This window comes from Streptomyces sp. NPDC029139 (assembly GCF_055564335.1).
This window is the reverse complement of record NZ_JBVHWN010000015.1, coordinates 91565-114433: the sequence shown is the minus strand read 5'-3', so window position 1 is coordinate 114433 and position 22869 is coordinate 91565. Positions and strand designations below refer to the sequence as shown.

Genomic DNA, 22869 nt, shown 5'->3' with positions numbered 1-22869 from the left:
TGGCGTGGGCGGGCGGAGGCCGGGCGACCCCCGCCGGAGGAGCCGGGGAGGCGCGCCGCTCCGGTCTGCGGATCCGCTCAGCGCCGGCCGTGCTCCGGAGCGGGGCCGAAGAGTTCGTCCTGCGCCGCGTCCCGGGCGGCCAGGAGCGCGCCGCGGAGGACCGCCGTGTCGCCGAGGCAGGTGGCGCGGACCTCGGTGTGCAGGGGTGAGAGCGCCGCGAGTGCGGCCTCGACCCGGGCGGCGAGGTCCGGGCCGCCACGATGGCCGGTCTCGCCCCCGAGCACCACGCAGCCCGGGTCCAGGACCGAGGCCACTGCCGCGGCGCCGACGGCGAGGCGACGGGCGAGGGCGTCCAGGAACGGACCGTGCCCCGAGGTGAGCGCACCGGCCGGATCCAGGCCGTGCTCGACGGCAAGGGCCTCGACCGCGGCCGCGCAGGCCAGCTCGTGGAAGCCGCCCTCGCAGCCGGTCGCCGAGGGCAGCCCGGAGGTGCCGGGCACCGGCAGGAAGCCGAGCTCGCCCGCGCCCCCCGAGGCCCCGCGGCGCAGCCGCCCGTCCAGGACCACGGCCGCGCCCACGCCCTGACCGAGCCAGAGCAGAACGAACGTGTCGCGGTCGCGGGCGGCGCCGCCCCTTTGTTCCGCCACCGCGGCGAGATTGGTCTCGTTCTCGACGAGCACGGTCGCGGGCAGGCGCTCCTGGAGCGCCTCGATCAGCCGCCGGTGCCACTCGGGCAGCCCCGTCGTGTCCCGCAGCTCCCCCGTCGCCGGGTCGATCAGTCCGGGCGCGCCGACGGCGACGCTGTGCAGCCGCTCCACCCCGGCCGATCTCGCGGTCCGCTCCAGAAGCGAGACGGCCTTCTCGACGGCGGACCCGGTTCCGTCCTCCCCGCCGACCGGGGCCGACGCCTCGGCGAGCGTGGTGCCGAGCAGATCGGCGACGGTGAGCGACACTGACGTGGTCCGCACGTCGAGGGCGGCGAGGTGCGCGCGGTCCGCGACGATCCCGTACAGCTTGGCGTTGGGCCCGCGCCGTTCGGCGCCGGACTCCCCGACGACCGTGACGAGTCCCGAGCCCTGGAGCCGTTCGACGAGATCGGCGACGGTGGGCCGGGAGAGGCCGGTCAGCGCCTTCAGCTGAGTCGCCGTCAACGGCCCTTCGTCCTGGAGCAGTCGCAGGGCGAGCCGGTCGTTGATGGCCCGGGCGGTGCTCGGGGATGCGGGCATGCCGGGATCCTCTCAGACTCTCGGGGGGCGGCCCCGGTCGCCGATCTATTTATCAGGCAGGGTTCCTGATAGTTTACGCGCGGACCAACGACGAGCGGAGGGCACATGGCGGGCGAGACCGTCTTCAGTACCGAGCGGCTGCGGCGGGCCCGGTTCGCCGTCGCCGCCGTCTTCTGCGTCCACGGCGCGGTCACCGGCAGCTTCGCCACCCGCATCCCGTGGATCCAGGACCATGCCGGCGTCAGCGCCGGCCAGCTGGGGCTGGCCCTCGCCTTCCCCGCCATCGGCGCCTCCCTGGCGATGCCCCTGGCCGGCGCGATCAGCCATCGCTTCGGCGCCCGTACCGCGCTGCGCGGTCTGCTCTCCCTGTGGACGCTGTCCCTCGCCCTGCCGTCGCTCGCCCCGAACATCTACGGGCTCTGCGCGGCCCTCCTCGTCTACGGCGCCACCGCCGGCATGTCCGACGTGGCGATGAACGCCCTCGGCGTCGAGGTCGAGAACCGCCTCGGCAAGTCGATCATGTCCAGCCTCCACGGCATGTGGAGCGTGGGCGCGCTCATCGGCTCCGCCGCCGGCACCGTCGCCGCCCACCTCGGTGGGGACGCCCGCCTGCACCACCTGGTCGCGGCCCTCGTCCTGACCGCCCTCGGCCTCTTCTTCTGCCAGGGCGTCCTCGATCTGCAGAGCGCCCCCGACGAGGAACCGCCGCCGCGCTTCTCGCTCCCGCCTAAGTCGGCCCTGGTCATCGGCGCCATCGGCTTCTGCGGTGTGTTCGCCGAGGGGGCGAGCCTGGACTGGTCGGCGGTCTACCTGCGGGACGAGCTGGGCTCGTCGGCCGGGGTCGCGGCGGCCTCCACCACCGCCTTCGCCCTGACCATGGCCATCGCCCGGCTGGTCGGCGACCGGGTGGTGGACCGGTTCGGTGCCGTACGGACGGTACGGGTCGGGGGCGTCGCCGCGACCGTCGGCGGCCTCCTCGTGGTGTTCGCGCCGCACGCCGCCCTGGCCATGGCCGGATTCGGTCTGATCGGCCTCGGGGTCGCCGTCGTCGTCCCGCTCGCCTTCGCCGCGGCCGGCCGCAGCGGCCCGAACCCCAGCCAGGCCATCGCGGGCGTCGCCACCATCACGTACACCTCGGGGCTGATCGCTCCGTCCGCCATCGGCGGCATCGCCGACGTGACCTCGCTCATGTTCTCCTTCGGTCTGGTCACGGTGCTGACGTTCGGCCTGGTGCTCGGAGCAGGCGTGCTGCGCTCCGGCGGCCGGTCCACGACGAAGGCCCCGGCCACGAGCGACTCCGTGCCGGAACCCCGGTGACCAGCGCCGCATTACCATGTGGCTGATCTTTTTCGGCCGATGATTCGCGCGGCGAACCGGCCACCGGAACCGGAGAACTGGAGCGACCCCATGAACCTCGGCGTGCGCTGGACCCTGCACGGCGACGGACGGACACCCGCTCCAGGAGCCGTCGTCCGGCCGGACGAGCGGCTCTCCTGGCCCCGTACGGCCGGCCTCGGCGCCCAGCACGTGGTCGCGATGTTCGGCGCGTCCTTCGTGGCGCCCGTGCTCATGGGTCTCGACCCGAACCTCGCGATCATGATGTCCGGCGTCGCGACGGTGATCTTCCTGCTCGCGACGCGGGGCACGGTCCCCAGCTATCTGGGCTGCTCGCTCTCCTTCGTCGGTGTCGCCGCGGCCATCCGGGCCTCTGGCGGCACCAGCGCGACCGTCACCGGCGCGGTGCTGGTCGTCGGCGCGGTGCTGTTCCTGGCGGGTCTGGCGGTACGGAGGTTCGGCGCCCGGATCATCCACGCGGCGATGCCGCCGATCGTCACCGGCGCCGTCGTCATGCTGATCGGCTTCAACCTCGCCCCGGTCACGGCCGCCACCTACTGGCCGCAGGACCAGTGGACGGCGCTGCTGGTCATGCTGTTCACCGGTCTGGCCGTGGTCTGTCTGCGCGGCTTCTGGTCCCGCATCGCGATCTTCCTCGGCCTGATCTTCGGCTACGGCATCTCGTGGGTCTTCGACCTGGTCTTCGGCAAGATCCACTCGGTCGCCCCGAGCGGCCAGGTCACCGACCACTGGCGCCTCGACCTCTCGGGCGTCTCCCAGGCCGACTGGGTCGGCCTGCCCTCCTTCCACGGCCCAAGCTTCGAGTGGTCGGCGATCCTCGTCGCGCTTCCCGTCGTCATCGCCCTGATCGCCGAGAACGCCGGTCACGTCAAGGCCGTCGGCGAGATGACCGGCGACCCGCTCGACGACAAGCTGGGCACCGCGATCGCGGCCGACGGCGCCGCCTCGATGCTGTCGACCGCCGTGGGCGGCCCGCCGAACACCACGTACTCCGAGAACATCGGGGTCATGGCCGCCACCCGGGTCTACTCCACCGCCGCCTACTGGGCCGCGGCCGGTTTCGCGCTGCTCTTCGGCCTCTGCCCCAAGTTCGGCGCGGTCGTCGCCGCGATTCCCGGCGGAGTGCTCGGCGGCATCACCGTGATCCTCTACGGCATGATCGGCCTCCTCGGCGCCCAGATCTGGATCAACGCCGACGTCGACCTGCGCAACCCGCTCAACCTGGTGCCGGCCGCGGCGGGCATCATCATCGGCGTCGGCGGCGTGAAGCTGACCTTCACCGACACCTTCGAGCTGGGCGGGATCGCGCTGGGCACGCTCGTCGTGATCACCGGGTACCACGTGCTGCGGGCCTTCGCCCCGGCGCACATGAAGCGGCAGGAGCCGCTGCTGGACGCCGGCACCAGCAGGTACGAGACCGGCTCGGCCGGCGGCGGTACGGCCGCGGGCGGTACCGAGGACGAGTCCGCCACCAAGTCGTAGGGGTATTCGCCCGTTCTGGGGAAGCCGGGCCCGGACGGTTCCCTCCCGGGGCCGGCTGCTGGAACGCTGCCCTCATGGCGCAGACCCAGCAGATCGGCACCCAGCAGATCGGTCAGTTCACGGCGATCGACCCCGTGGTGGAGCGGATGCGTACCATCCGCTCCGCCTGGCACCCGACCGACGGCGTCGCCGTCTTCAACCGTGTCTATCTGACGGTGACGGAGGAGATCGGCCGGGCCATCGAGTCGGGCACCTTCACCGACCGGCGGGCGGCCGCGGTTCTCGACGTCCGTTTCGCGGAGCGCTATCTCGCGGTGGTCGACGCGGTCTCCACCGGCGCCCCCGCCCCGGCCTGCTGGCGGCCCCTGTTCACGTACCGTCGCCACCCGGGCGTGCGGCCGCTGCAGTTCGCGCTCGCCGGCATCAACGCGCACATCGGCCACGACCTGGCTCTCGCCGTGGTCGACACCTGCCGGGAGCTGGAGTGCGCTCCGCGGGAGCTGGAGGACGAGTTCGACCGCGTCGGCGACATCCTCGTCCTGCTCGAGGAGCGCATCCGCGAGGAAGTGATGCCGGGCCCGGACCTGCTGGAGATCACCGACCCCCTGACGCATCTGCTGGGCTGCTGGAGCCTGGAACGGGCGCGCGACGGGGCCTGGCTCGCCGCGCGCTCGCTCTGGCAGCTGCGGGAGCTGCCCGACCTGGCCGAGGAGTTCCGGGAACGCCTCGACCGGTCGGTGGGTCTGGTGGGGCGGATGCTGCTGACGCCGCTCGCACGGCGCGGCTGACCGCTCTCGCGGCCGCTCGCACACCGGTACTGTCCGCCCCACTCCCCCAACGCGACCGGCCCCCGGGAAGTTCCGCGGGGGCCGGTCGGTGTGTCCGCGAGCCAGGGCCCGCCTCTTGGATCAGGCCCTGGGGGTCAGTCCTCCGGGAGTTCCACCGGGGCGATCTCGTCGTACACGTCGCCCGGCCCCGGGTTGGTGGCGTCGGTCGCGCCGCCGAAGTGGTGCATCACGCCCCACACCGCGTTCAGCGCGGTCTGCACGGCGCCCTCGGCCCAGCCGGCCGTCCAGGAGATGTCGTCTCCCGCGAGGAAGATGCCCCGCTTGTCCTCCGGCAGCCGGTCCTGCATGAAGTGGGTGAACAGGCGCCGCTGGTAGCGGTAGTGCCCCGGCAGGTTGGCCTTGAAGGCGCCCATGAAGTAGGGCTCGTTCTCCCACGACACGGTCACCGGGTTGCCGATGATGTGCTTGCGGATGTCGACCTTCGGGTAGATCTCGCCGAGCGACTTCAGCATGACCTCCATCCGCTCGTTCGCGGACAGCGGCAGCCACTTCAGGCTGTCGTCGCACCAGGTGTACGAGAGGCAGATGACGGCGGGCTTGTCCGGACCGTCGTCCAGGAGGTAGGTGCCGCGGGTCATCCGGTCGGTCAGCGTCATCGACATGACGTCCCGGCCGGTCTCCTCGTCCTTGTCCAGCCAGAACGGCCGGTCCACGGGCACGAAGAGCTTGGAGCTCTCCATGTAGTGGGTGCGCTCGATCGCCGTCCAGTGGTCGATCGGGAAGAGCGAGTCGTCGCAGGCGATCTTGGAGAGCAGCATCCAGGACTGGGCGGTGAAGATCGCCGCCCGGTACGTGCGGATGTCGCCGGAGGCGTCGGTGACGGTGATCCGGTTGCCCGCGGTGCGGTTCAGCCGGGTCACGGCGGGCTTGGGCTCGCCACCGTGCAGCGAGGACAGCGAGGTGCCCTGCGCCCAGTGGACGATCTTCTCCGGCTCGCGCTCCCACAGGCGCAGCGGCAGCTGCTGCGAGCCGCCCACGATGCCGCGGTGGTGGTCGTCGGCCTCGGTGTAGACGACGCGGAGGATCTCCAGGATGGAGTTGGGGAAGTCGGTGTCCCAGCCGCCGGTGCCGAAGCCGACCTGGCCGAAGATCTCGCGGTGCCGGAAGGACTTGAAGGACTCCGAGTCGCACAGGAAGCCGTAGAAGGTCTGGTTGTCGAGCTTCTCGACGAGCTTCGACCAGATCTCACGGATGCGCGGGACGTCGCGCTCGCGCATGGCCTGGTTCATGTCGGAGAAGTCGGCGCCCTCCTCCAGGCAGGCGTTCCACGCGGCGGCGACGTCGCGGTAGACCTGCGGCAGGTCGGCGACGGTCTCGGCGTAGTGCGACTCGCCCTTGAGGTCGACGACGGTCGACGGGGTCGACTCGGCGAGCGGGTTCGGGAAGGGCTGCGTCTCCAGGCCCACCAGGTCGACGTAGTGCTGGAAGGCGGTCGAGGAGGGCGGGAAGCGCATGGCGCCCATCTCCGCCGTCAGGTTCTCGGTGCCGGTGCCCTCGAAGCCGACGGTGCGCAGCCGGCCGCCGATCTGGTCGGCCTCGTAGACGACGGGCTTGAGGCCCATCTTCATCAGCTCGTAGGCGGCGATGATGCCGGAGAGACCGCCGCCGATGACGGCGACCTCGGTGCCGTGCTCGGTCGCGGGTATCTGGCCGAGCCCGGCCGGGTGGGCCAGGAAGTCGTCGTACGCGTACGGGAAGTCCGGACCGAACATGGTGATCGGCGGCTGCGCGTCGGTGTGCTGGACGGCGGTGGGCACCGTGGACGTCATGGGGTACGGACTCCTTGCACGGAAAAGACTGGGGAGGGAGCGGGAAGGCGGGGGCGGCTCGGGCGAGGCGCGGCTCAGACGAGGGAGCCGTAGAGGCCGGGGCGGCGATCGCGCAGGTAGGGGTTGTTCTCGCGGGAGGCCGCCAGGAAGGCGGGGTCGACCTCGCCGAAGACGAGGTCCTCGCCGCGGCCGGCGCGGGCGCGCGGGGTGCCGTCGGGGCCGGCCAGCGTGGAGAGGCCGACGAACTCGAACTCGCCCTCGGGTCCGGTCCGGTTCACGTACGCCACGTACATCTGGTTCTCGAAGGCGCGGACCGGGACGACCGACTCGGCGACGAACTGGAAGGGGTGCATCTGGGCGGTCGGCACGACGAGGAGGTCGGTACCGGCCAGGGCGTGCGAGCGGACGTTCTCGGGGAACTCGACGTCGTAGCAGATCATCATGCCGAGCCGGACACCGCCGAGCTCCGCCTGGACGACCGTGTCCTCACCGGGGGTGAACCACTTCTGCTCGAAGCAGCCGAAGAGGTGGGTCTTGCGGTAGTTCGCGAGCCGGGTGCCGTCGGCGCCGATCAGCTGGGCGGAGTTGTACAGCACCCCGTGGCGCTCGGTGTCCCGCTCGGGGTAGCCGTAGACGATCGCCAGGCCGTGGCGTGCGGCGAGGGCGGCGACGGCCTGGGCGGAGGCGCCGTCGGCGGGCTCGGCGAGCCGGGGGACGTCCGCGCCGATCGCGTACCCGGTGAGGAAGAGCTCGGGGGCGATCAGGAGCCCGGCGCCGGTGGCCGCGGCACGGCCGGCGGCCTCGTCGAGGACGGCGAGATTGGCGGCCACGTCACCGGGCTGTCCGGAACTCTGGAGCAGGGCGGTGCGCAGCGCGGGCATGGGCCATCCTCGGGGGATCGGACTACAGGGGGAAGACGTCAAAAACGGTACGGTTTCGCCCTCGGCGGGGACAAGGCTGGACCGTTGCGGACCGACCGTCGAACCGTTGCGCGATCGGAGCGCATCGCGGTGATTCGTTGCGTACGGCCCCGGCGGGGGTCGTAGGGCTCCTCCGCCACGCGGCGGAGAGAGGGACCCTTCCGTGGCACGACGCTCCCGGGCGGCGTGGCCGGAAGAGTGGTCGTCGTCCGGCCGACCTGCCGAGAGGACCGCCATGAACCACCGTACGAAGATCGCCGCCCTGACCGCCGCCCTGTTGATCACAGCCGGGGCCGCGGGCTCCGCCGTCGCCTCCGGGGACGGTGCGGGCGGCGGGAGCCGCGAGGCGGCAGCGCTGACCGGAAGCGCGAAGCTCTATCGGACGACGGGCGACGACATCACGTTCACCGTCGACGCCCATCTGGCGGCGAAGGACCGGCGGGACCCGACGCGGGCGACGGGCACGTTCAGCTTCAGCCACTACGTCGGGGACTTCGCCGCGTCGGCCGACGTGAAGGTGGACTGTCTGGTGACGGGCGGCAAGGTCGCGACGGTCACGGGGGTGATCACCAGGGCCGACGGTCTCCTGACGCCGTCCGTGGGCAAGCGCGTCGGCATCTCGGTGCACGACCTGGGGAAGCACGACCGGCTCGGCTACAGCTGGATGGCGTCGAACGACCCGTACGACGACGACGTGCCGAAGTGCACCAGTGCCGCGCCGTTCGAGAAGACGAAGGCCGGCACCGGTGACTACAAGGTCCTGCCCTGGCAGGTCCCGTACAACTAGAGGGTCACGCGGGCGAGCCGGAGGAGAAGCGCCGCAGCAGCGGCGAGAGCACCAGGACCGATTTGGTGCGTTCCACGAACGGCTCGCCCGCGATCCGCTCCAGGACGCGCTCGAAGTGACGCATGTCCGAGGCGAAGACCTGGACGACGGCGTCCGCGTCGCCGGTGACGGTCGACGCGGACACCACCTCGGGATACCGCTCGAGCCCTCGCCGGATGTCGTCCGGCGAGGTGTTGTGGCGACAGTAGATCTCCACGAACCCCTCGGTCTCCCAGCCGAGCGCCGCCGGGTCCACGCGTACGGTGAAGCCGGTGATGGCGCCCTCGGCCCGGAGCCGGTCCACGCGCCGCTTCACGGCGGGCGCGGACAGACCGACGAGCGAGCCGATGTCGGCGTAGGAACGGCGGGCGTCCTCCGCGAGGGCGTGGACGATGCGTTCGTCGAGGTCGTTGAGTCGCACTACGGGTGGATCACTTCTCTGCGTCGGTGGCCACCACGTCCGTGGCCAGGCGGGAGCGGCGCATGCCGTACAGGAAGTAGAACACGAGGCCCGCGGCCATCCACGCACCGAAGTACGCCCAGGTGATCAGGTCGAGGCTGTACATGCTGTATCCGCAGAACGCGAAGCCGAGCACGGGGAAGAGCGGCCCGAACGGCACCTTGAAGGAGCGCTCCATGTCGCGCCGCGTGTAGCGGAGCACCACGACGGCGACGTTGACCAGGGCGAAGGCGAAGAGCGTGCCGATGCTGGTGGCGTTGACGAGCTCGCCGAGCGGGACGGCCGCGGCGAGGATGCCGCAGAAGAGCGAGACGAGCACGGTGTTGGCGCGGGGCGTGCCGGTCCTGGGGTTCACCTTGCGGAAGACCTTGGGCACGAGGCCGTCGCGGGACATGGCGAAGAGGATGCGGGTCTGGCCGTAGAGCACGGTCAGGACGACGCTGGCGATGGAGATGACGGCGCCGGCGGCGAGCAGGGTGCCCCAGAAGCTCTGTCCGGTGACGTCGTTCATGATCGCGGCGAGAGTGGCGTCGGTACCGGCGAACTTCTTCCAGTCCCACGCGCCGACCGCGACGGCGGCGACGAGGACGTACAGCGCGGTGACGATCACCAGCGAGAGCATGATCGCCCGGGGCAGGTCGCGCTTGGGGTTCTTGGCCTCCTCACCGGCGGTGGAGGCGGCGTCGAAGCCGATGTACGAGAAGAAGAGGATGGCCGCAGCGGCGCCGATGCTCTCGCGGCCGAGCGGCATGAAGTCCGAGTAGTTCCCGGAGTCGAAGCCGATGAAGCCGATCGCGCAGAACAGCACCAGCGAGGCGATCTTGACGAAGACCATGATCGTGTTGGCCCGGGCGGACTCCTTGGCGCCGCCGAGCAGGAACACCATCGCCAGCATCACGACGATCAGGGCGGGCAGGTTGAACACGCCGCCGTCGCCGGGGGGCGCGGTGAGCGCCGCCGGGAGGGTGACGCCTATGGTCCCGTCGAGGAGCTCGTTGAGGTAGTCGCCCCAGCCGACGGCCACGGCCGCGACGGAAACGCCGTACTCCAGGAGCAGACACCAGCCGCAGATCCAGGCGACGACTTCACCCATCGTTGCGTACGCATACGAGTACGACGATCCGGCGACGGGGATGGTGCCGGCCAGTTCGGCGTACGAGAGCGCCGAGAACAGCGCCGTGAGTCCGGCGAGCACGAAGGCGACGGTGACGGCCGGGCCGGCCTCCGGCACGGCTTCGCCGAGGACGACGAAGATGCCGGTGCCCAGCGTGGCGCCGATGCTGATCATCGTCAGCTGCCACATCGAGAGCGAGCGCCGGAGCGAACCGCCCTCGCCCTGTCCACCCTCCGCGACCAGCTGTTCCACCGGCTTGCGCCGGATGAGGGCGGAGAGCACCGAGCTCTTGGGGACGGTCGGCTCGGTGGCCGGCGGGGCTGTGCCTTGATCCAGCACTGCGGGGGCTCCTTGATCGCTGCCTGTCGGGACGCGACGACCGCGGCGGCACGCGAGCAGGGGGAAAGGAACCCGCGAGGGATGAGGGACCGCCGAGCAGGCGGTCGCCGCCACTCCTGGTACGAGGCATGAGCCTAAGCCTTCACGCTTCGCGTCCGTAATGCAGGGATGTTGCGCACTCATGGATGATCATTGCGCACTTGCGGCACAGACGGGGAAACATTGCGCCTCACCGCATGAATCAGCACATCAGGGGTGTGAACCGCCTCCGGCGTGGCATGCACTTCTCATGTCCGACGACCCCCTCAGCGCGCACCCCACCCCCCTCCGACCCCAGGAGACGGCGGCGGGCTGGCTCGCCCCGGAACCCTTTCTGCGCGGTACGGCATGGCTCGACCGGGGGCGGGCGGTGCGCGCCGACCCCGCCGACCTGGCCCGGCTGCCCTGGGACACAGCCGAGCGGGCCGCCCTGCCCATCGGAGTACGGGTCGAGTTCGCCGCCGCGCCGGGCACCCGGGCGGTCGAACTGCGCTACCGGACGGCCTCGCCGGGTCCCCTGCCGCACTGCTTCGAGGTGTGGCGGGGCACACGACGCGTCGGGGAGGTCCTGACGGATCCGGCCGAGGAGGCCACGGTCGTGCTTCCCCTCCCCCCGGACGGCGGGGTGTTCGGCGTGCATCCGCCCGAGGACTGGGGACCGGTCGTCCTCGGCCTGCGCGCGGTCGGCGGCTCGCTCACGCCCGCGCCCCGGCGCAGGCGATGGCTGGTCCATGGCGACTCGATCACCGAGGGCTGGTGGTCGACCCGGCCGGGCCGCTCCTGGCCGGCGACGGCGGGACGCGAGCTCGGCCTGGACACGGTCAACCTCGGCTACGCGGGCGGCGCCCGCGGGGAGCTTCCGCTCGCCGAGCAGCTCGCGCGCCTCCCCGGCGCCTTCGTCACCCTCGCCTTCGGCACCAACTGCTGGTCCGCGGCGCCGTGTTCGGCCGACTGGCTGTACGAGAGGGTGCGCAGCTACGTCGGGCTCGTGCGCCGCGGCCACCCCGACGCCCCCCTGCTGGTCCTCTCCCCCGTGCTGCGCCCGGAGGCGGAGACCACCCCCAACGCCCTGGGCGCCACTCTGGAGGACCTGCGCGCGGCCATGGAGCACGCGGGCCGGGACCTGGCCGCGGAGGGCGACGAGCGGCTTCTGGTGCTCTCCGGCCGGCCCCTGCTCGGCCCCGAGGACCTGGCGGACGGGCTGCACCCCGACGACCGGGGGCATGCGCGGATCGCGGCGGCGGTCGCGGACGCGCTGCGCCCGCACGTACGGACCTGAGAGGGGTTGGGGCGGCGCCGGGACGGACCTCGGTCGACCGTGGCCGGGGCCCGACCCGGACCGGGCCGGACGAGGGCCGTGCCCGAGGCGGAGGCCGCCCCAGGGGTGCGGAGGCGACGACAGAAAAGGGCCCCGCGAGAGGTCTCGCGGGGCCCTTCTGCGTGCGCGTGCGTGGGCGGGGCCGGAGTCCGGCCCGACCGACTAGGTCCAGCTGGCGTGCAACGGCTTGCCCTCGGCGTAACCGGCGGCGCTCTGGATGCCGACGACGGCCTTCTCCTCGAACTCGGCCAGCGAGGCCGCGCCCGCGTAGGTGCAGGAGGAGCGGACGCCCGCGATGATCGAGTCGATCAGGTCCTCGACACCCGGGCGGGCCGGGTCGAGGAACATCCGGGAGGTCGAGATGCCCTCCTCGAAAAGGCCCTTGCGGGCGCGGTCGTACGCGGACTCCTCGCTGGTGCGGTTGCGCACGGCGCGCGCCGAGGCCATGCCGAAGGACTCCTTGTAAAGGCGGCCGTTCGCGTCGGCGTGGAGGTCGCCCGGGGACTCGTAGGTCCCGGCGAACCACGAACCGATCATGACGTTGGACGCACCCGCGGCGAGCGCCATGGCGACGTCACGCGGGTGGCGGACACCGCCGTCGGCCCAGACGTGCTTGCCGTACTTCTTCGCCTCGGCGGCGCACTCCAGGACGGCGGAGAACTGCGGGCGGCCGACACCGGTCATCATGCGGGTGGTGCACATGGCGCCGGGACCCACGCCGACCTTGATGATGTCCGCGCCGGCCTCGACGAGATCGCGCACGCCCTCGGCGGCGACGATGTTGCCGGCGACGATCGGGACGTGCGGGTCGAGACCCCGGACGGCCTTGATCGCGGCGATCATCGACTCCTGGTGGCCGTGCGCCGTGTCGACGACGAGGGTGTCGACACCGGCGTCGAGGAGCTGCTTGGCCTTGCCCTCGACGTCGCCGTTGATGCCGACGGCGGCGGCGATGCGCAGCTTGCCGTTCGCGTCGGTGGCGGGCGTGTAGAGGGTCGCGCGGAGCGCGCCCTTGCGGGTCAGGATGCCGACCAGGCGCCCGTCCTTGTCGACGGCCGGGGCGTAGCGGCGGTTGGCGTGGTCCAGCTTGTTGAACGCCTCGCGCGGCTCGATGTCGGCGTCGAGGAGCAGCAGGTCCTTGGACATGACCTCGGACAGCTGGGTGAAGCGGTCCACGCCGGACAGGTCGGCGTCGGTGACGACTCCGACCGGACGGCGGTCCCCGTCGACGACGACACCGGCGTCGTGCGCCCGCTTGGGCAGCAGCGAGAGCGCGTCGGCGACGGTCTGGTGGGGCTCCAGGACGATGGGGGTGTCCAGGACGTGGTGGCGGCTCTTGACCCACGAGATGACGTCGGTGACGACCTCGATGGGGATGTCCTGGGGAATGACGACGATGCCGCCGCGGCGGGCGACGGTCTCGGCCATGCGGCGGCCGGCGATCGCGGTCATGTTGGCGACGACCAGCGGGATCGTCGTACCGGAACCGTCCGGTGAGGTGAGGTCCACGGCCTGGCGGGAGCCCACGGCCGAGCGGCTCGGCACCATGAAGACATCGTCGTACGTCAGGTCGTAGGGCGGCTTGACGTCATTGAGGAAACGCACGTGCTGACATCCCAGTCGTTCGGATCGGCCCCTAGGCATTTCAGCCAGGGGAAAAAGCACGTAGTTCATTGTCCCACGCCGGTACCCATACCAGACCCGGGCGGATCATCCGAGCCTTGCGGCAGCACCTTTGTCGGATCGTACGAGGGCGAGGGAGCGGCCGCGCGAGGACTGGGGCTCGCGCGGTCGCCGGGGAGGTGCCGGCGCTCAGACGCCGTCCGGGTCCTTGCGCTCCAGAGCGGGGCGCGAGCCGGGAGCCGACTCGGTGAGCAGGAAGTCCGCCGCCGCGCGGTCGGTCACCAGACTGGTGACGAGCCCCGAGCGGAGCACCGCGCCGATCGCCGCGGCCTTGCGCTGACCGCCCGCGATCGCCACGACCTCGGGGATCCGGCGCAGCCGGTCGGCCTCCACCGTGATGCAGCGCTCGCCGAGGTCGCGGCCCACCCGGCGCCCGTCGGCGTCGAAGAGGTGCGCGGACATCTCGGCGGCGACGCCGAGGGAGGCGTAGTGCGCGCGCTCCTCGTCCGAGAGCATGTCGTGCACGGTCGAGATGCCCGGCTCCCAGGAGCCGATGGAGACACAGGCGACGGTGACCTTGTCGAAGTACTCGAAGGCACGCGCGATGCCGGTCTGGTTCCGTAGCGCGGCGGCCGTGGCCGGGTCGGGCAGCAGCATCGGCGCGTAGATGGGGTGCGCCTCGCCGCCGGAGACCTGGGCGGCACGCCGTACCGCCTCGACCGAGCCGCGCTCGGCGGTCCCGGCGTCGTACACGCCCGTGAGCTGCACGACCGTGCACGGGGGCAGCCGGTCGAGGGCCGCGGCCATGTGGATGGTGGAGCGGCCCCAGGCCAGGCCGAGGACGTCACCCTCGTTGACCAGCTCGCCGAGCAGGTCGGCCGCGACCTCGCCGAGGTTCTCCGGGTCGGGCGACTCCTCCTCGCCCTCGGCCGGGGACTCGACGACGACGGCGTGGCGGAGCCCGTAGCGGGCCCGCAGGGCGTCGGAGCGCTCGGCGTCCAGCTCCGCGGGTACGCGGATCTCGATCCGTACGAGGTCGCGTTCGAGGGCGGTCTCCAGGACCCGGGCCACCTTGAAGCGGCTCACGCCGAACTCCTCGGCGATCTGGATCTTGGACTTGCCCTCGAGGTAGAAGCGGCGGGCCATGGCCGCCGCCTGCACCAGCTCCGCGGGACCCATCCGCAGGGCTGACCGTCCCGCCGAGATTCCCGCCACCGCGATCTCCTCACTGCTGTTCACGTACCGCTGGTTCACTTCTGCCGTTCACACTCTGGACCCGACGTTCATCCTGTCAGATACGAGGGGCCCTGATCAGTCCTGTCGGCCCTCCGACGGACCGCGTTCATCTGACGGTGGCTCAGTGGCCACACGCCCACGCCGCCGAGGCGGTCGCGGACTCGGCCTTGGCGCGGAGCGCGCGGACGGCCTCCGCCGGGTCGGCGGCGCCGTAGACGGCGGATCCGGCGACGAAGACGTCGGCGCCGGCCTCGGCGCACCGCTCGATGGTGGATTCGGCGACCCCGCCGTCGACCTGCAGCCACAGCTCCAGGCCGTGCTTGGAGATCAGCTCACGGGTGCGCCGGATCTTGGGCAGCATGATGTCGAGGAAGGCCTGACCGCCGAAGCCGGGCTCCACGGTCATGATCAACAGCATGTCGAGTTCGGGGAGCAGGTCCTCGTACGGCTCGATGGGCGTGGCGGGCTTGAGCGCCATCGAGGCCCGCGCGCCCTTCGCCCGGATCTCGCGCGCCAGACGCACGGGCGCGGCCGCGGCCTCCACGTGGAAGGTGACCGAACCGGCGCCGGCCTCCACGTACTGCGGGGCCCAGCGGTCCGGGTCCTCGATCATGAGGTGGCAGTCCAGCGGGGTGTCCGTCGCCCGGCTGAGCGACTCGACGATCGGCACGCCGAGCGTCAGGTTGGGCACGAAGTGGTTGTCCATGACATCGACATGCAGCCAGTCGGCACCGTCGACGGCCTTCGCCTCCTCGGCGAGGCGGGCGAAGTCTGCGGACAGGATGCTGGGGTTGATCTGCGCCATGTGCCAAGCCTGCCATGCTCTTGGCCACTTCTTTGCCGCGGAGCGGTTTCGGACCGGGATCCGCCCGGGTTCGGTAGGGATTCGGCCCGGATTCGGCCCGGATGGGGGCCGAGCCCGGGGTCCACATGCCGGACGGGCCGGCGCCCTCAGGCCGTCGGGCGGTACGGCGGGCCGGTGCCTTCCGGCCGTCGGGCGGTACGGCGGGCCGGTGCCTTCCGGCCGTCAGGCGGTACGGCGGAGCAGCGCCAGGTACATGGCGTCGGTGCCGTGCAGATGCGGCCACAGCTGGACGTCCGGGCCCTCGCCGAGCGCGGGGACGCCGGACATCAGCGGGCGGACGTCGATCCACTCCGCCTCGACGGCCGGGCCGCCGCGGCCCTTGAGGACGTCCTCGACGACCACACGGGTCTCCGCCAGGTGCGGCGAGCAGGTCGCGTACCCGACCACTCCCCCGACGCGGACCGCCGACAGCGCCTCCCGCAGGAGGCCCCGCTGCAGGGGGGCGAAGCCGTCCAGGTCCTCCGGCCGGCGGCGCCAGCGGGCCTCCGGGCGGCGGCGCAGGGCGCCGAGACCGGAGCAGGGCACGTCCATCAGGACCCGGTCGAAGGAGCCGGGGCGCCACGGCGGGCGGGTGCCGTCGGCGGCGATGACCTGGTACGGGCCGGGGTTGCCGGCCAGCGCGCGCTCGACCAGGCGGGCGCGGTGCGGCTGCTTCTCGGAGGCGAGCAGGGTGGCGCCGCGCTGGGCGGCCAGGGCGCCGAGCAGGGCCGCCTTTCCGCCGGGGCCGGCGCAGCCGTCGAGCCAGCGCTCGTCACGTCCCTCCAGGGGCGCGTGGGCCAGCGCGATCGCGACCAGCTGGCTGCCCTCGTCCTGGACGCCCGCGCGCCCCTCCTTCACGGCCTCGATGGCACCGGGTTCGCCGCCCTCGGCCAGCCGCACGGCGTACGGCGACCAGCGGCCGGGCAGGGTGTCCTCGCCGGTCAGTTCCTCGGTGGTGGCGCGCCCCGGCCGGGCCACGAGCGTCACCTCGGGCCGCTCGTTGTCGGCCTCCAGCAGGTCCTCGATACCGGCCCGGCCGCCGCCGAGCGCGTCCCACAGCGCGGAGACGACCCAGCGGGGGTGCGAGTGCACGACCGCGAGATGGTCCTCGGCGTCGTCCTCGTACGGCGGCGCGACCTGTTCGACCCAGGTGTCGAGGTCGTTCTGCGCGATCTTCCGCAGGACGGCGTTCACGAACTTGGCCCGCCCGTCCCCGAGCACCACCCGCGCCAGCTCCACGCTGGCCGAGACGGCCGCGTGGGTGGGGATGCGGGTACCGAGCAGCTGGTGCGCGCCGAGCGACAGCACGTCGAGCACCGGCGGGTCGACCTCGCGCAGCGGGCGGTCGATGCAGGCCGAGACGATCGCGTCGTACGTCCCCTGCCGCCGCAGCGTCCCGTAGACCAGCTCGGTCGCGAGCGCCGCGTCCCGCCCGTCGAAGTCGCCCTGCTCGCGGGCCTTCTTCAGCAGGGGCGGCAGCACGAGGTTCGCGTACGCGTCCCGCTCGTCGACGGCCCGGAGTGCCTCGAAGGCCAGGATCCTGACGGGATCCTTCTTGGGACGCCGGTACGGCTTGGAGGGACGGCGACGTGCCTGCTCGCTCAAAAGGTGCTCCGCGTGAGAAATGAAAAGGTCGAACCCTCTCAGCGTACGTCTGCCGTTCCGGTACGCGGAGCAGGCCCCCGGACGCCGTCGGGTGCCCCGCCCGGGGCCGGGCGGGACATTCCGGACGCGAGCCAGGGCGTGCCGCGAAAGTCCCGCCTGTGCTAGGCCGTGTCCGGAAAGTCCCGCCTGGCCCGCGACGCCTGGCACGCCCTCCCCCGTAGCCCTTCGGGCACGGGAGGTGGCCTCACGCCGCGTTGTCGGATCGCCCCAGTACGCCCAGTACGAGGGCGGCCCTCCGCCTTGCGATCGCACGCACCGGACGCCGCGGGCCCTGCCCTGCGGGCAGACGGCGCTACTTTCCGGACACGGCCTGGAGGCCCACGCGCTCGCCGGGGGCGATCCGTACCCCGCGCGCCCAGTCAGCCGCCTTCATCGGCTTCTTGCCCTGGGGCTGGACCCAGAGCAGTTCGACGGCGTGCGAGCCGGTGCCGACGTACACGTTGTTCTTGCCGACGGCGAGCTCGCCCGGCGTCAGGTCGGTGCGGTCGGGGACGAGTGCCGTCTGGATCAGCTTCAGGCGCTCGCCGCGGAAGACGGTCCAGGCGCCCGGGGCGGGCGTGCAGCCGCGCACGACGCGGTCCACGCGCAGCGCCGGTGCCTTCCAGTCCACGTGGGCGTCCTCGACCTGGATCTTCGGGGCGAGGGTGACGCCCTCGGCCGGCTGCGGGACGGCCTTCAGGCTGCCGTCCTCGATGCCGTCCATCGTGGCCGCGAGCAGCCCGGCGCCGGCGAAGGCGAGCCGGGTGAGCAGGTCCCCGCTGGTGTCGGTGGGACGGACGTCCTCGGTGATCACGCCGTAGACAGGACCGGAGTCGAGGCCCTCCTCGATCTGGAAGGTCGACGCGCCCGTCACCTCGTCGCCCGCCATCACGGCGTGCTGCACGGGCGCCGCGCCGCGCCACGCCGGCAGCAGCGAGAAGTGCAGGTTGACCCAGCCGTGGGCGGGGATGTCGAGGGCGGCCTTGGGCAGCAGCGCCCCGTAGGCGACGACCGGGCAGCAGTCCGGGGCGATCTCGCGCAGGCGCGCGAGGAACGCCTCGTCGCGCGGCCTCGCCGGCTTGAGCACCTCGATCCCGGCCTCCTCGGCGCGCTCGGCGACGGGGCTCGCGACCAGGCGGCGGCCGCGGCCGGCCGGGGCGTCGGGGCGCGTGACGACGGCGGCCACCTCGTGCCGGCCGGAGGCGAGCAGGGCGTCCAGGGCGGGCACGGCGACCTCGGGGGTGCCTGCGAAGACCAGCTTCACTCGGGGAAACCTCGCATCTCGGGGCGGTGGCGGGCAGCGCACCAGTCTAGGGGGTGTCTTGTCGATCAGGCCGGGTCAGTGAGCGGGGTCTGGTGCATGGGGCCTCCCCAGGCCCGCCGGGGCCGAGGGGACGGATCGCAAGGCGGAGGGGGGAGTCAACGCGGAGCGTTGGCGACCGACGACAACGCGGCGAGGCGCGGTGCCAGGGCACGCGAGCCCGGCCTGATCGACAAGACACCCCCTAGGGGCCGGGACGCGAGGGGGCGTACGTGAGCACGAGCGCCCCGCGCATATGCGTGTACGCCCCCGCAGCGTGACCCAACCACGGGTAGCGCGTTGGTCAAGAGAGATTGACCGAAACGGGCCGCCCTCCCCCTTGTGGCCCATCCTTTTCCACGCCGGTTCGAGAGGCTTTCACATGGCCGACCACGCAACCCACGACGCCCAAGCCCGGGCAAGTCTGCATCTGTTGGTGCGGGACATCGAGCGGGTCCGGCGGCAGGTGGACGCACTGCGCACGCTCACGGCCCAGCTGGGCAATGTCTACCGCCCGCGCCGCTCCGGCCCGTCGACGGGCTTCGTCGTCTACGGGCGGGCGCCCGCCCCGACCGTACGGCTCGCCCAGGAGCTGCGGGACAGTGTCGAGACCCTGGTGACGGCGGCGGTCGACTTCGACCGCTCCCTCGGGTTCTCGTGGGACGCCGTCGGCTCGGCGCTCGGGGTCACCAAGCAGGCCGTCCACCGCCGCTACGGCGCCCGGCGCGCGCCCCAGCCGGGCGCCGTCGTGGAGCAGGACCGCGCCACGGAGCCGGGCACGACCCGCACGCTCCCGGTGGTCCCGCCGGCCCGCACGATGCCCCCGCAGCCCACCCCCGTGTCCCAGTCCCTGCGCGAGGACCCCCGGCCCCCGGCCTTCCCGGGCCCGCGCAACGGCTGACCCGCTCCCACGGCACCCTCGGCCGCTCGCCCCTCGGGGGTGGGCGGCCGACGGTGTGTCAGCCGATGTCCGGGGGGTCGACGCGCACCCGGACCGGCTCGCCGCCGCCCCGGGCCAGCCTCGCCGCCTGCGCCTTCTTCAGCGCGGCGGCCAGCGCCGCCCCGTTGCCCGGCGGTACGCGCACCAGGGCCCGCTCCCACTGCTCCCCCGGCGGGGTGTCACCCGGCCGCCGGGGCCCGCCGGGCCGTACGACGGGCAGCGGAACCGGACCCAGCACCTCGGCGTCGCCGGGAAGTTCGGCCGCCGCCAGGAAGCTCTCGACCGCCTCGGGCGGCCCGGAGACCGCCGCCATCCGGGAGACCGGCGGGAAGCCCAGCTCCGCCCGTTCCGCCAGCTCGCGCTGGGCGTGGCCGACGGGGTCCCAGCGCACGAGGGCCTGCACCGGCCGCAGGGTGGGTTCCGCGACGACGACCACCGTGCCGCCCTCGCTCTGCCCCCGTACCAACGAGGCCGCGTCGATCCAGCGGCGCAGGGCCTCCTCCCCGGCGCGCAGGTCGGGGCGGCCGAGCATGGCCCAGCCGTCGAGGAGCAGGGCGGCCGCGTAGCCGCCGTCGGCGACGGGCTCCGCACCCGGCGTGGAGACCACCAGGGCCGGCCGTCCCGGCACGGTGTCGAGGACGTGGTCCCGCCCGGACGTCCGCACCGGAACCGCGGGGAACGCCCGGCCCAGCTCCTCCGCCGTCCGTCGCGCGCCCACGACCTGGGCCCGCAGCCGCGTCGCGCCGCATTCCCCGCAGTGCCAGTCCTGCGCGCCCCGGCCGCACCAGCCGCAGCGCAGCTCCTGCTGCTCGGGGGCCTCCAGGGGTCCGGCGCAGTGCCGGCAGCGCGCCGGTGTCCGGCAGCGCTCGCAGGCCAGCCTCGGTACATAGCCCCGCCGCGGGACCTGGACGAGCACCGGGCCGGTCTTCAGGCCCTCCCGTACCGCCTGCCAGGCCAGCGACGGCAGCCGCGCCGCGCGCGCGGCCTCGTCGCGGGCGAGATCGGTGTCGCCCACGGTCCGTACGAGCGGGGCGGCGGCGCGCACCTGGTCCCGGCCGGCCACCAGGGGCGCGGCCCAGCCGGACTCCACGAGCTGCGCGGCCTCGACCGTGCAGCTGGTCGAGCCGAGCAGGAAGGCGCACTTGTCGTGGGCGGCGCGCAGCAGGAGCACGTCCCGGGCGTGGGGCTGGGGGGCGTGCGGCTCGCTGTGGCTGCCGTCCCCGTCGTCCCAGATGGCGACGAGTCCGAGGTCCCGTACGGGGGCGAACATCGCGGCCCGGGTGCCCACGACGGCGCGCACGGAGCCCCGCCGTACCGCGAGCCACTGGGCGTAGCGTTTCTCGGGCCCGGTCTCCGCCGTGAGCAGGGCGTGCCGTCCCGGCCCGAGGAGGGCGGTGAGGGCCGCGTCGGCCCGTGCCGCGGCCCGTCCGTCGGGTACGACGACCAGCGCGCCCCGGCCGGAGGCGAGGGTCGCGCCCACGGCGCGGGCCAGCTCGTCGGCCCAGTGCGGCCCCGGCAGCGCGTTCCACACGGCCCTGGGCGCCCGGCCGCCGGCGAGGGCGTCCAGGAACGCCGGGCCGTGCTCGTACCGGCTCCAGGTGCCCGCGTCCGGCGCGGCGGGCGACGGCAGCGGTTCGGGGGACGCCTTGGCCTCCGCGCGGGCGTTGCGGGGCGGTATCGCCAGCTGGAGCACGTCGGCCAGGCTGCCCGCGTACCGGTCGGCCACCGCGCGCGCGAGACCCAGGAGCTCGGCGCTCAGCACCGGCTCGGGGGACACGACGTCGGCGAGCGCGGCCAGCGCCCCCTGGTAGTCGGACTCGGCCCGCCGCTCGATCAGGAAGCCGTCGATCAGCCGGCCGCCCTCGCGCCGCCCGTCCCTGACCTGATGTGCCCCGGCCCCGAACCGCACCCGCACCCGTACCCCGGGCTGCGCGACGGCGTCCAGCTCCTCGGGCACGGCGTAGTCGAAGAACTGGTCGAGGTGCAGCACGCCCTTGTTGACCACCACCCGTGCCACGGGCAGCTCCTTGGCCAGCGCGGCGCCCCGCCACGTCCGCGGCTTGGCCCGCGGCACCTTCGCCTTCCGTACGGTCTCCCGAATGAGCGCGAGCTGTTCGGGCCCGTCGGACTTCTCGTTCTCGCTGCTCACAGCCCCATACCTACCAGACGGCACCGACAGCGGGACATGCGGAAGCCCGGCCCCCCACGGGGTGCCGGGCTTCCGTCACGTGTGCTGCCGTCGCCTACAGGCCGGCGGCCTTGCGCAGCGCGTCCACGCGGTCCGTGCGCTCCCAGGTGAAGTCGGGGAGCTCGCGGCCGAAGTGGCCGTACGCCGCCGTCTGCGCGTAGATCGGGCGCAGCAGGTCGAGGTCGCGGATGATCGCGGCCGGGCGGAGGTCGAAGACCTCGCCGATGGCGTTCTCGATCTTCTCGGGCTCGATCGTGTGGGTGCCGAAGGTCTCGACGAAGAGGCCGACGGGCTCCGCCTTGCCGATCGCGTACGCGACCTGGACCTCGCAGCGCGAGGCGAGGCCGGCGGCCACGACGTTCTTGGCGACCCAGCGCATGGCGTAGGCGGCCGAGCGGTCGACCTTGGACGGGTCCTTGCCGGAGAAGGCGCCACCGCCGTGGCGGGCCATGCCGCCGTACGTGTCGATGATGATCTTGCGGCCGGTGAGGCCGGCGTCGCCCATCGGGCCGCCGATCTCGAAGCGCCCGGTGGGGTTGACCAGGAGGCGGTAGCCCTCGGTGTCCAGCTTGATGCCGTCCTCGACGAGCTGCTGCAGCACGTGCTCGACGACGAACTCACGGATGTCGGGGGCGAGCAGCGACTCGAGGTCGATGTCCGAGGCGTGCTGCGAGGAGACCACGACCGTGTCGAGGCGGACCGCCTTGTCGCCGTCGTACTCGATGGTGACCTGGGTCTTGCCGTCGGGGCGCAGGTACGGGATGGTGCCGTTCTTGCGGACCTCGGTCAGGCGCTTGGACAGCCGGTGGGCGAGGTGGATCGGGAGCGGCATCAGCTCCGGGGTCTCGTCCGACGCGTAGCCGAACATCAGGCCCTGGTCGCCGGCGCCCTGCTTGTCCAGCTCGTCCTCGTCGCCCTCGACGCGCTTCTCGTACGCCGTGTCGACGCCCTGCGCGATGTCCGGGGACTGCGACCCGATGGAGACCGAGACGCCACAGGAGGCGCCGTCGAAGCCCTTCTTCGAGGAGTCGTACCCGATCTCGAGGATCTTGTTCCGTACGAGGGTGGGGATGTCGGCCCACGCCTTCGTGGTCACCTCACCGGCGACGTGCACGAGGCCGGTGGTGATCAGCGTCTCGACGGCGACACGGGAGGTGGGGTCCTCGCGGAGGAGCGCGTCGAGAATGGTGTCGCTGATCTGGTCAGCGATCTTGTCGGGGTGACCTTCGGTCACGGACTCCGAAGTGAACAGACGACGGGACACAATGCTCCCTGTGGTTGCAGCGGCTGCTGGCTCAACAATGTCGGACGGCAGGGGGCTGCGCCCCGCGTCGTACCGAGACCAGTCTACTGGGCGGGCTCGGGCCTTGGGCCAGGTGTCTCGCAAGGTGGGAGCC

At 72.7% G+C, this 22869-nt stretch carries 18 protein-coding genes; 6 read left to right on the top strand and 12 right to left on the bottom strand.

Going from position 1 to position 22869, the window contains the following annotated elements; genetic code table 11:
* Positions 1–77: 77 nt before the first annotated feature.
* Positions 78–1226 carry an ROK family transcriptional regulator gene (locus tag ACZ4VW_RS27720; protein ID WP_467966997.1) on the bottom strand — a complete coding sequence of 383 codons (1149 nt, stop codon included), beginning with the start codon at positions 1224–1226 and terminating at the stop codon, positions 78–80.
* 105 nt (positions 1227–1331) lie between these two features.
* On the opposite strand from ACZ4VW_RS27720, the gene ACZ4VW_RS27715 reads away from it, so the two are divergent.
* The 3 genes from ACZ4VW_RS27715 (at position 1332) to ACZ4VW_RS27705 (ending at position 4852) form a co-directional block, all read left to right on the top strand.
* Positions 1332–2543: an MFS transporter gene (locus ACZ4VW_RS27715; protein WP_467966995.1), complete on the top strand. Its 1212-nt coding sequence runs from the start codon at positions 1332–1334 to the stop codon at positions 2541–2543.
* 90 nt (positions 2544–2633) lie between these two features.
* A complete protein-coding gene (locus ACZ4VW_RS27710) occupies positions 2634–4064 on the top strand; it encodes a uracil-xanthine permease family protein (RefSeq protein ID WP_467966993.1) in 1431 nt (476 codons plus the stop codon).
* Positions 4065–4138: 74 nt separating this feature from the next.
* Positions 4139–4852: a DUF5995 family protein gene (locus ACZ4VW_RS27705; protein ID WP_467966991.1), complete on the top strand. Its 714-nt coding sequence runs from the start codon at positions 4139–4141 to the stop codon at positions 4850–4852.
* A gap of 134 nt (positions 4853–4986) precedes the next feature.
* Here the strand turns inward: ACZ4VW_RS27705 and ACZ4VW_RS27700 are convergent, their stop codons facing one another.
* Positions 4987–6681 carry a flavin monoamine oxidase family protein gene (locus ACZ4VW_RS27700; protein WP_467966990.1) on the bottom strand — a complete coding sequence of 565 codons (1695 nt, stop codon included), beginning with the start codon at positions 6679–6681 and terminating at the stop codon, positions 4987–4989.
* Positions 6682–6755: 74 nt separating this feature from the next.
* Positions 6756–7562, bottom strand: coding sequence for a carbon-nitrogen hydrolase family protein (locus tag ACZ4VW_RS27695; RefSeq protein ID WP_467966988.1), 807 nt, complete (start codon positions 7560–7562; stop codon positions 6756–6758).
* 274 nt (positions 7563–7836) lie between these two features.
* Here ACZ4VW_RS27695 and ACZ4VW_RS27690 point away from each other — a divergent pair, with 274 nt between their 5' ends.
* Positions 7837–8388 (top strand): Repetin, encoded by a 552-nt coding sequence (locus tag ACZ4VW_RS27690; protein WP_467966986.1) that lies wholly within the window; start codon positions 7837–7839, stop codon positions 8386–8388.
* A 4-nt stretch (positions 8389–8392) separates the two neighbouring features.
* On the opposite strand, the gene ACZ4VW_RS27685 is transcribed toward ACZ4VW_RS27690, so the two are convergent.
* Positions 8393–8848 (bottom strand): Lrp/AsnC family transcriptional regulator, encoded by a 456-nt coding sequence (locus ACZ4VW_RS27685; RefSeq protein WP_015032260.1) that lies wholly within the window; start codon positions 8846–8848, stop codon positions 8393–8395.
* Between the two features lie 10 nt (positions 8849–8858).
* A complete protein-coding gene (locus ACZ4VW_RS27680; RefSeq protein ID WP_467966984.1) occupies positions 8859–10340 on the bottom strand; it encodes an amino acid permease in 1482 nt (493 codons plus the stop codon).
* 289 nt (positions 10341–10629) lie between these two features.
* Between ACZ4VW_RS27680 and ACZ4VW_RS27675 the strand changes: the two genes are divergently transcribed.
* Complete coding sequence (locus tag ACZ4VW_RS27675; RefSeq protein ID WP_467966982.1) at positions 10630–11658, top strand: GDSL-type esterase/lipase family protein; 1029 nt, start codon at positions 10630–10632, stop codon at positions 11656–11658.
* A gap of 201 nt (positions 11659–11859) precedes the next feature.
* On the opposite strand, the gene ACZ4VW_RS27670 is transcribed toward ACZ4VW_RS27675, so the two are convergent.
* From ACZ4VW_RS27670 to fmt, 5 genes are all read right to left on the bottom strand, one after another.
* On the bottom strand, positions 11860–13302 hold the full coding sequence (locus ACZ4VW_RS27670) for a GuaB1 family IMP dehydrogenase-related protein (protein ID WP_467966980.1): 1443 nt from the start codon (positions 13300–13302) through the stop codon (positions 11860–11862).
* A 207-nt stretch (positions 13303–13509) separates the two neighbouring features.
* Positions 13510–14559, bottom strand: a complete 1050-nt coding sequence (locus ACZ4VW_RS27665) for a sugar-binding transcriptional regulator (protein ID WP_467966978.1) — start codon at positions 14557–14559, stop codon at positions 13510–13512.
* A 118-nt stretch (positions 14560–14677) separates the two neighbouring features.
* Positions 14678–15361: a ribulose-phosphate 3-epimerase gene (gene rpe, locus ACZ4VW_RS27660; RefSeq protein ID WP_467966976.1), complete on the bottom strand. Its 684-nt coding sequence runs from the start codon at positions 15359–15361 to the stop codon at positions 14678–14680.
* A 222-nt stretch (positions 15362–15583) separates the two neighbouring features.
* Complete coding sequence (locus tag ACZ4VW_RS27655; RefSeq protein WP_467966974.1) at positions 15584–17005, bottom strand: RsmB/NOP family class I SAM-dependent RNA methyltransferase; 1422 nt, start codon at positions 17003–17005, stop codon at positions 15584–15586.
* 352 nt (positions 17006–17357) lie between these two features.
* The gene (fmt, locus tag ACZ4VW_RS27650) at positions 17358–18308 is read right to left on the bottom strand and encodes a methionyl-tRNA formyltransferase (RefSeq protein WP_467966972.1); all 951 of its coding nucleotides are present in this window, start codon (positions 18306–18308) and stop codon (positions 17358–17360) included.
* A gap of 418 nt (positions 18309–18726) precedes the next feature.
* Between fmt and ACZ4VW_RS27645 the strand changes: the two genes are divergently transcribed.
* On the top strand, positions 18727–19245 hold the full coding sequence (locus ACZ4VW_RS27645) for a hypothetical protein (RefSeq protein WP_467966970.1): 519 nt from the start codon (positions 18727–18729) through the stop codon (positions 19243–19245).
* Positions 19246–19303: 58 nt separating this feature from the next.
* Here the strand turns inward: ACZ4VW_RS27645 and ACZ4VW_RS27640 are convergent, their stop codons facing one another.
* Positions 19304–21433 carry a primosomal protein N' gene (locus tag ACZ4VW_RS27640; protein ID WP_467966968.1) on the bottom strand — a complete coding sequence of 710 codons (2130 nt, stop codon included), beginning with the start codon at positions 21431–21433 and terminating at the stop codon, positions 19304–19306.
* Between the two features lie 94 nt (positions 21434–21527).
* A complete protein-coding gene (gene metK, locus ACZ4VW_RS27635) occupies positions 21528–22736 on the bottom strand; it encodes a methionine adenosyltransferase (protein WP_467966966.1) in 1209 nt (402 codons plus the stop codon).
* Between the last annotated feature and the right edge of the window lie 133 nt (positions 22737–22869).

Excerpts from the sequence above, each read along its gene's own strand:
- ACZ4VW_RS27720 (WP_467966997.1), bottom strand. The coding sequence starts at position 1,226 with ATGCCCGCATCCCCGAGCACCGCCCGGGCCATCAACGACCGGCTCGCC.
- ACZ4VW_RS27695 (WP_467966988.1), bottom strand. The coding sequence starts at position 7,562 with ATGCCCGCGCTGCGCACCGCCCTGCTCCAGAGTTCCGGACAGCCCGGT.
- rpe (WP_467966976.1), bottom strand. The coding sequence starts at position 15,361 with ATGGCGCAGATCAACCCCAGCATCCTGTCCGCAGACTTCGCCCGCCTC.
- ACZ4VW_RS27710 (WP_467966993.1), top strand. The coding sequence starts at position 2,634 with ATGAACCTCGGCGTGCGCTGGACCCTGCACGGCGACGGACGGACACCC.
- ACZ4VW_RS27705 (WP_467966991.1), top strand. The coding sequence starts at position 4,139 with ATGGCGCAGACCCAGCAGATCGGCACCCAGCAGATCGGTCAGTTCACG.
- ACZ4VW_RS27690 (WP_467966986.1), top strand. The coding sequence starts at position 7,837 with ATGAACCACCGTACGAAGATCGCCGCCCTGACCGCCGCCCTGTTGATC.
- ACZ4VW_RS27700 (WP_467966990.1), bottom strand. The coding sequence starts at position 6,681 with ATGACGTCCACGGTGCCCACCGCCGTCCAGCACACCGACGCGCAGCCG.
- ACZ4VW_RS27645 (WP_467966970.1), top strand. The coding sequence starts at position 18,727 with ATGGCCGACCACGCAACCCACGACGCCCAAGCCCGGGCAAGTCTGCAT.
- ACZ4VW_RS27715 (WP_467966995.1), top strand. The coding sequence starts at position 1,332 with ATGGCGGGCGAGACCGTCTTCAGTACCGAGCGGCTGCGGCGGGCCCGG.
- ACZ4VW_RS27675 (WP_467966982.1), top strand. The coding sequence starts at position 10,630 with ATGTCCGACGACCCCCTCAGCGCGCACCCCACCCCCCTCCGACCCCAG.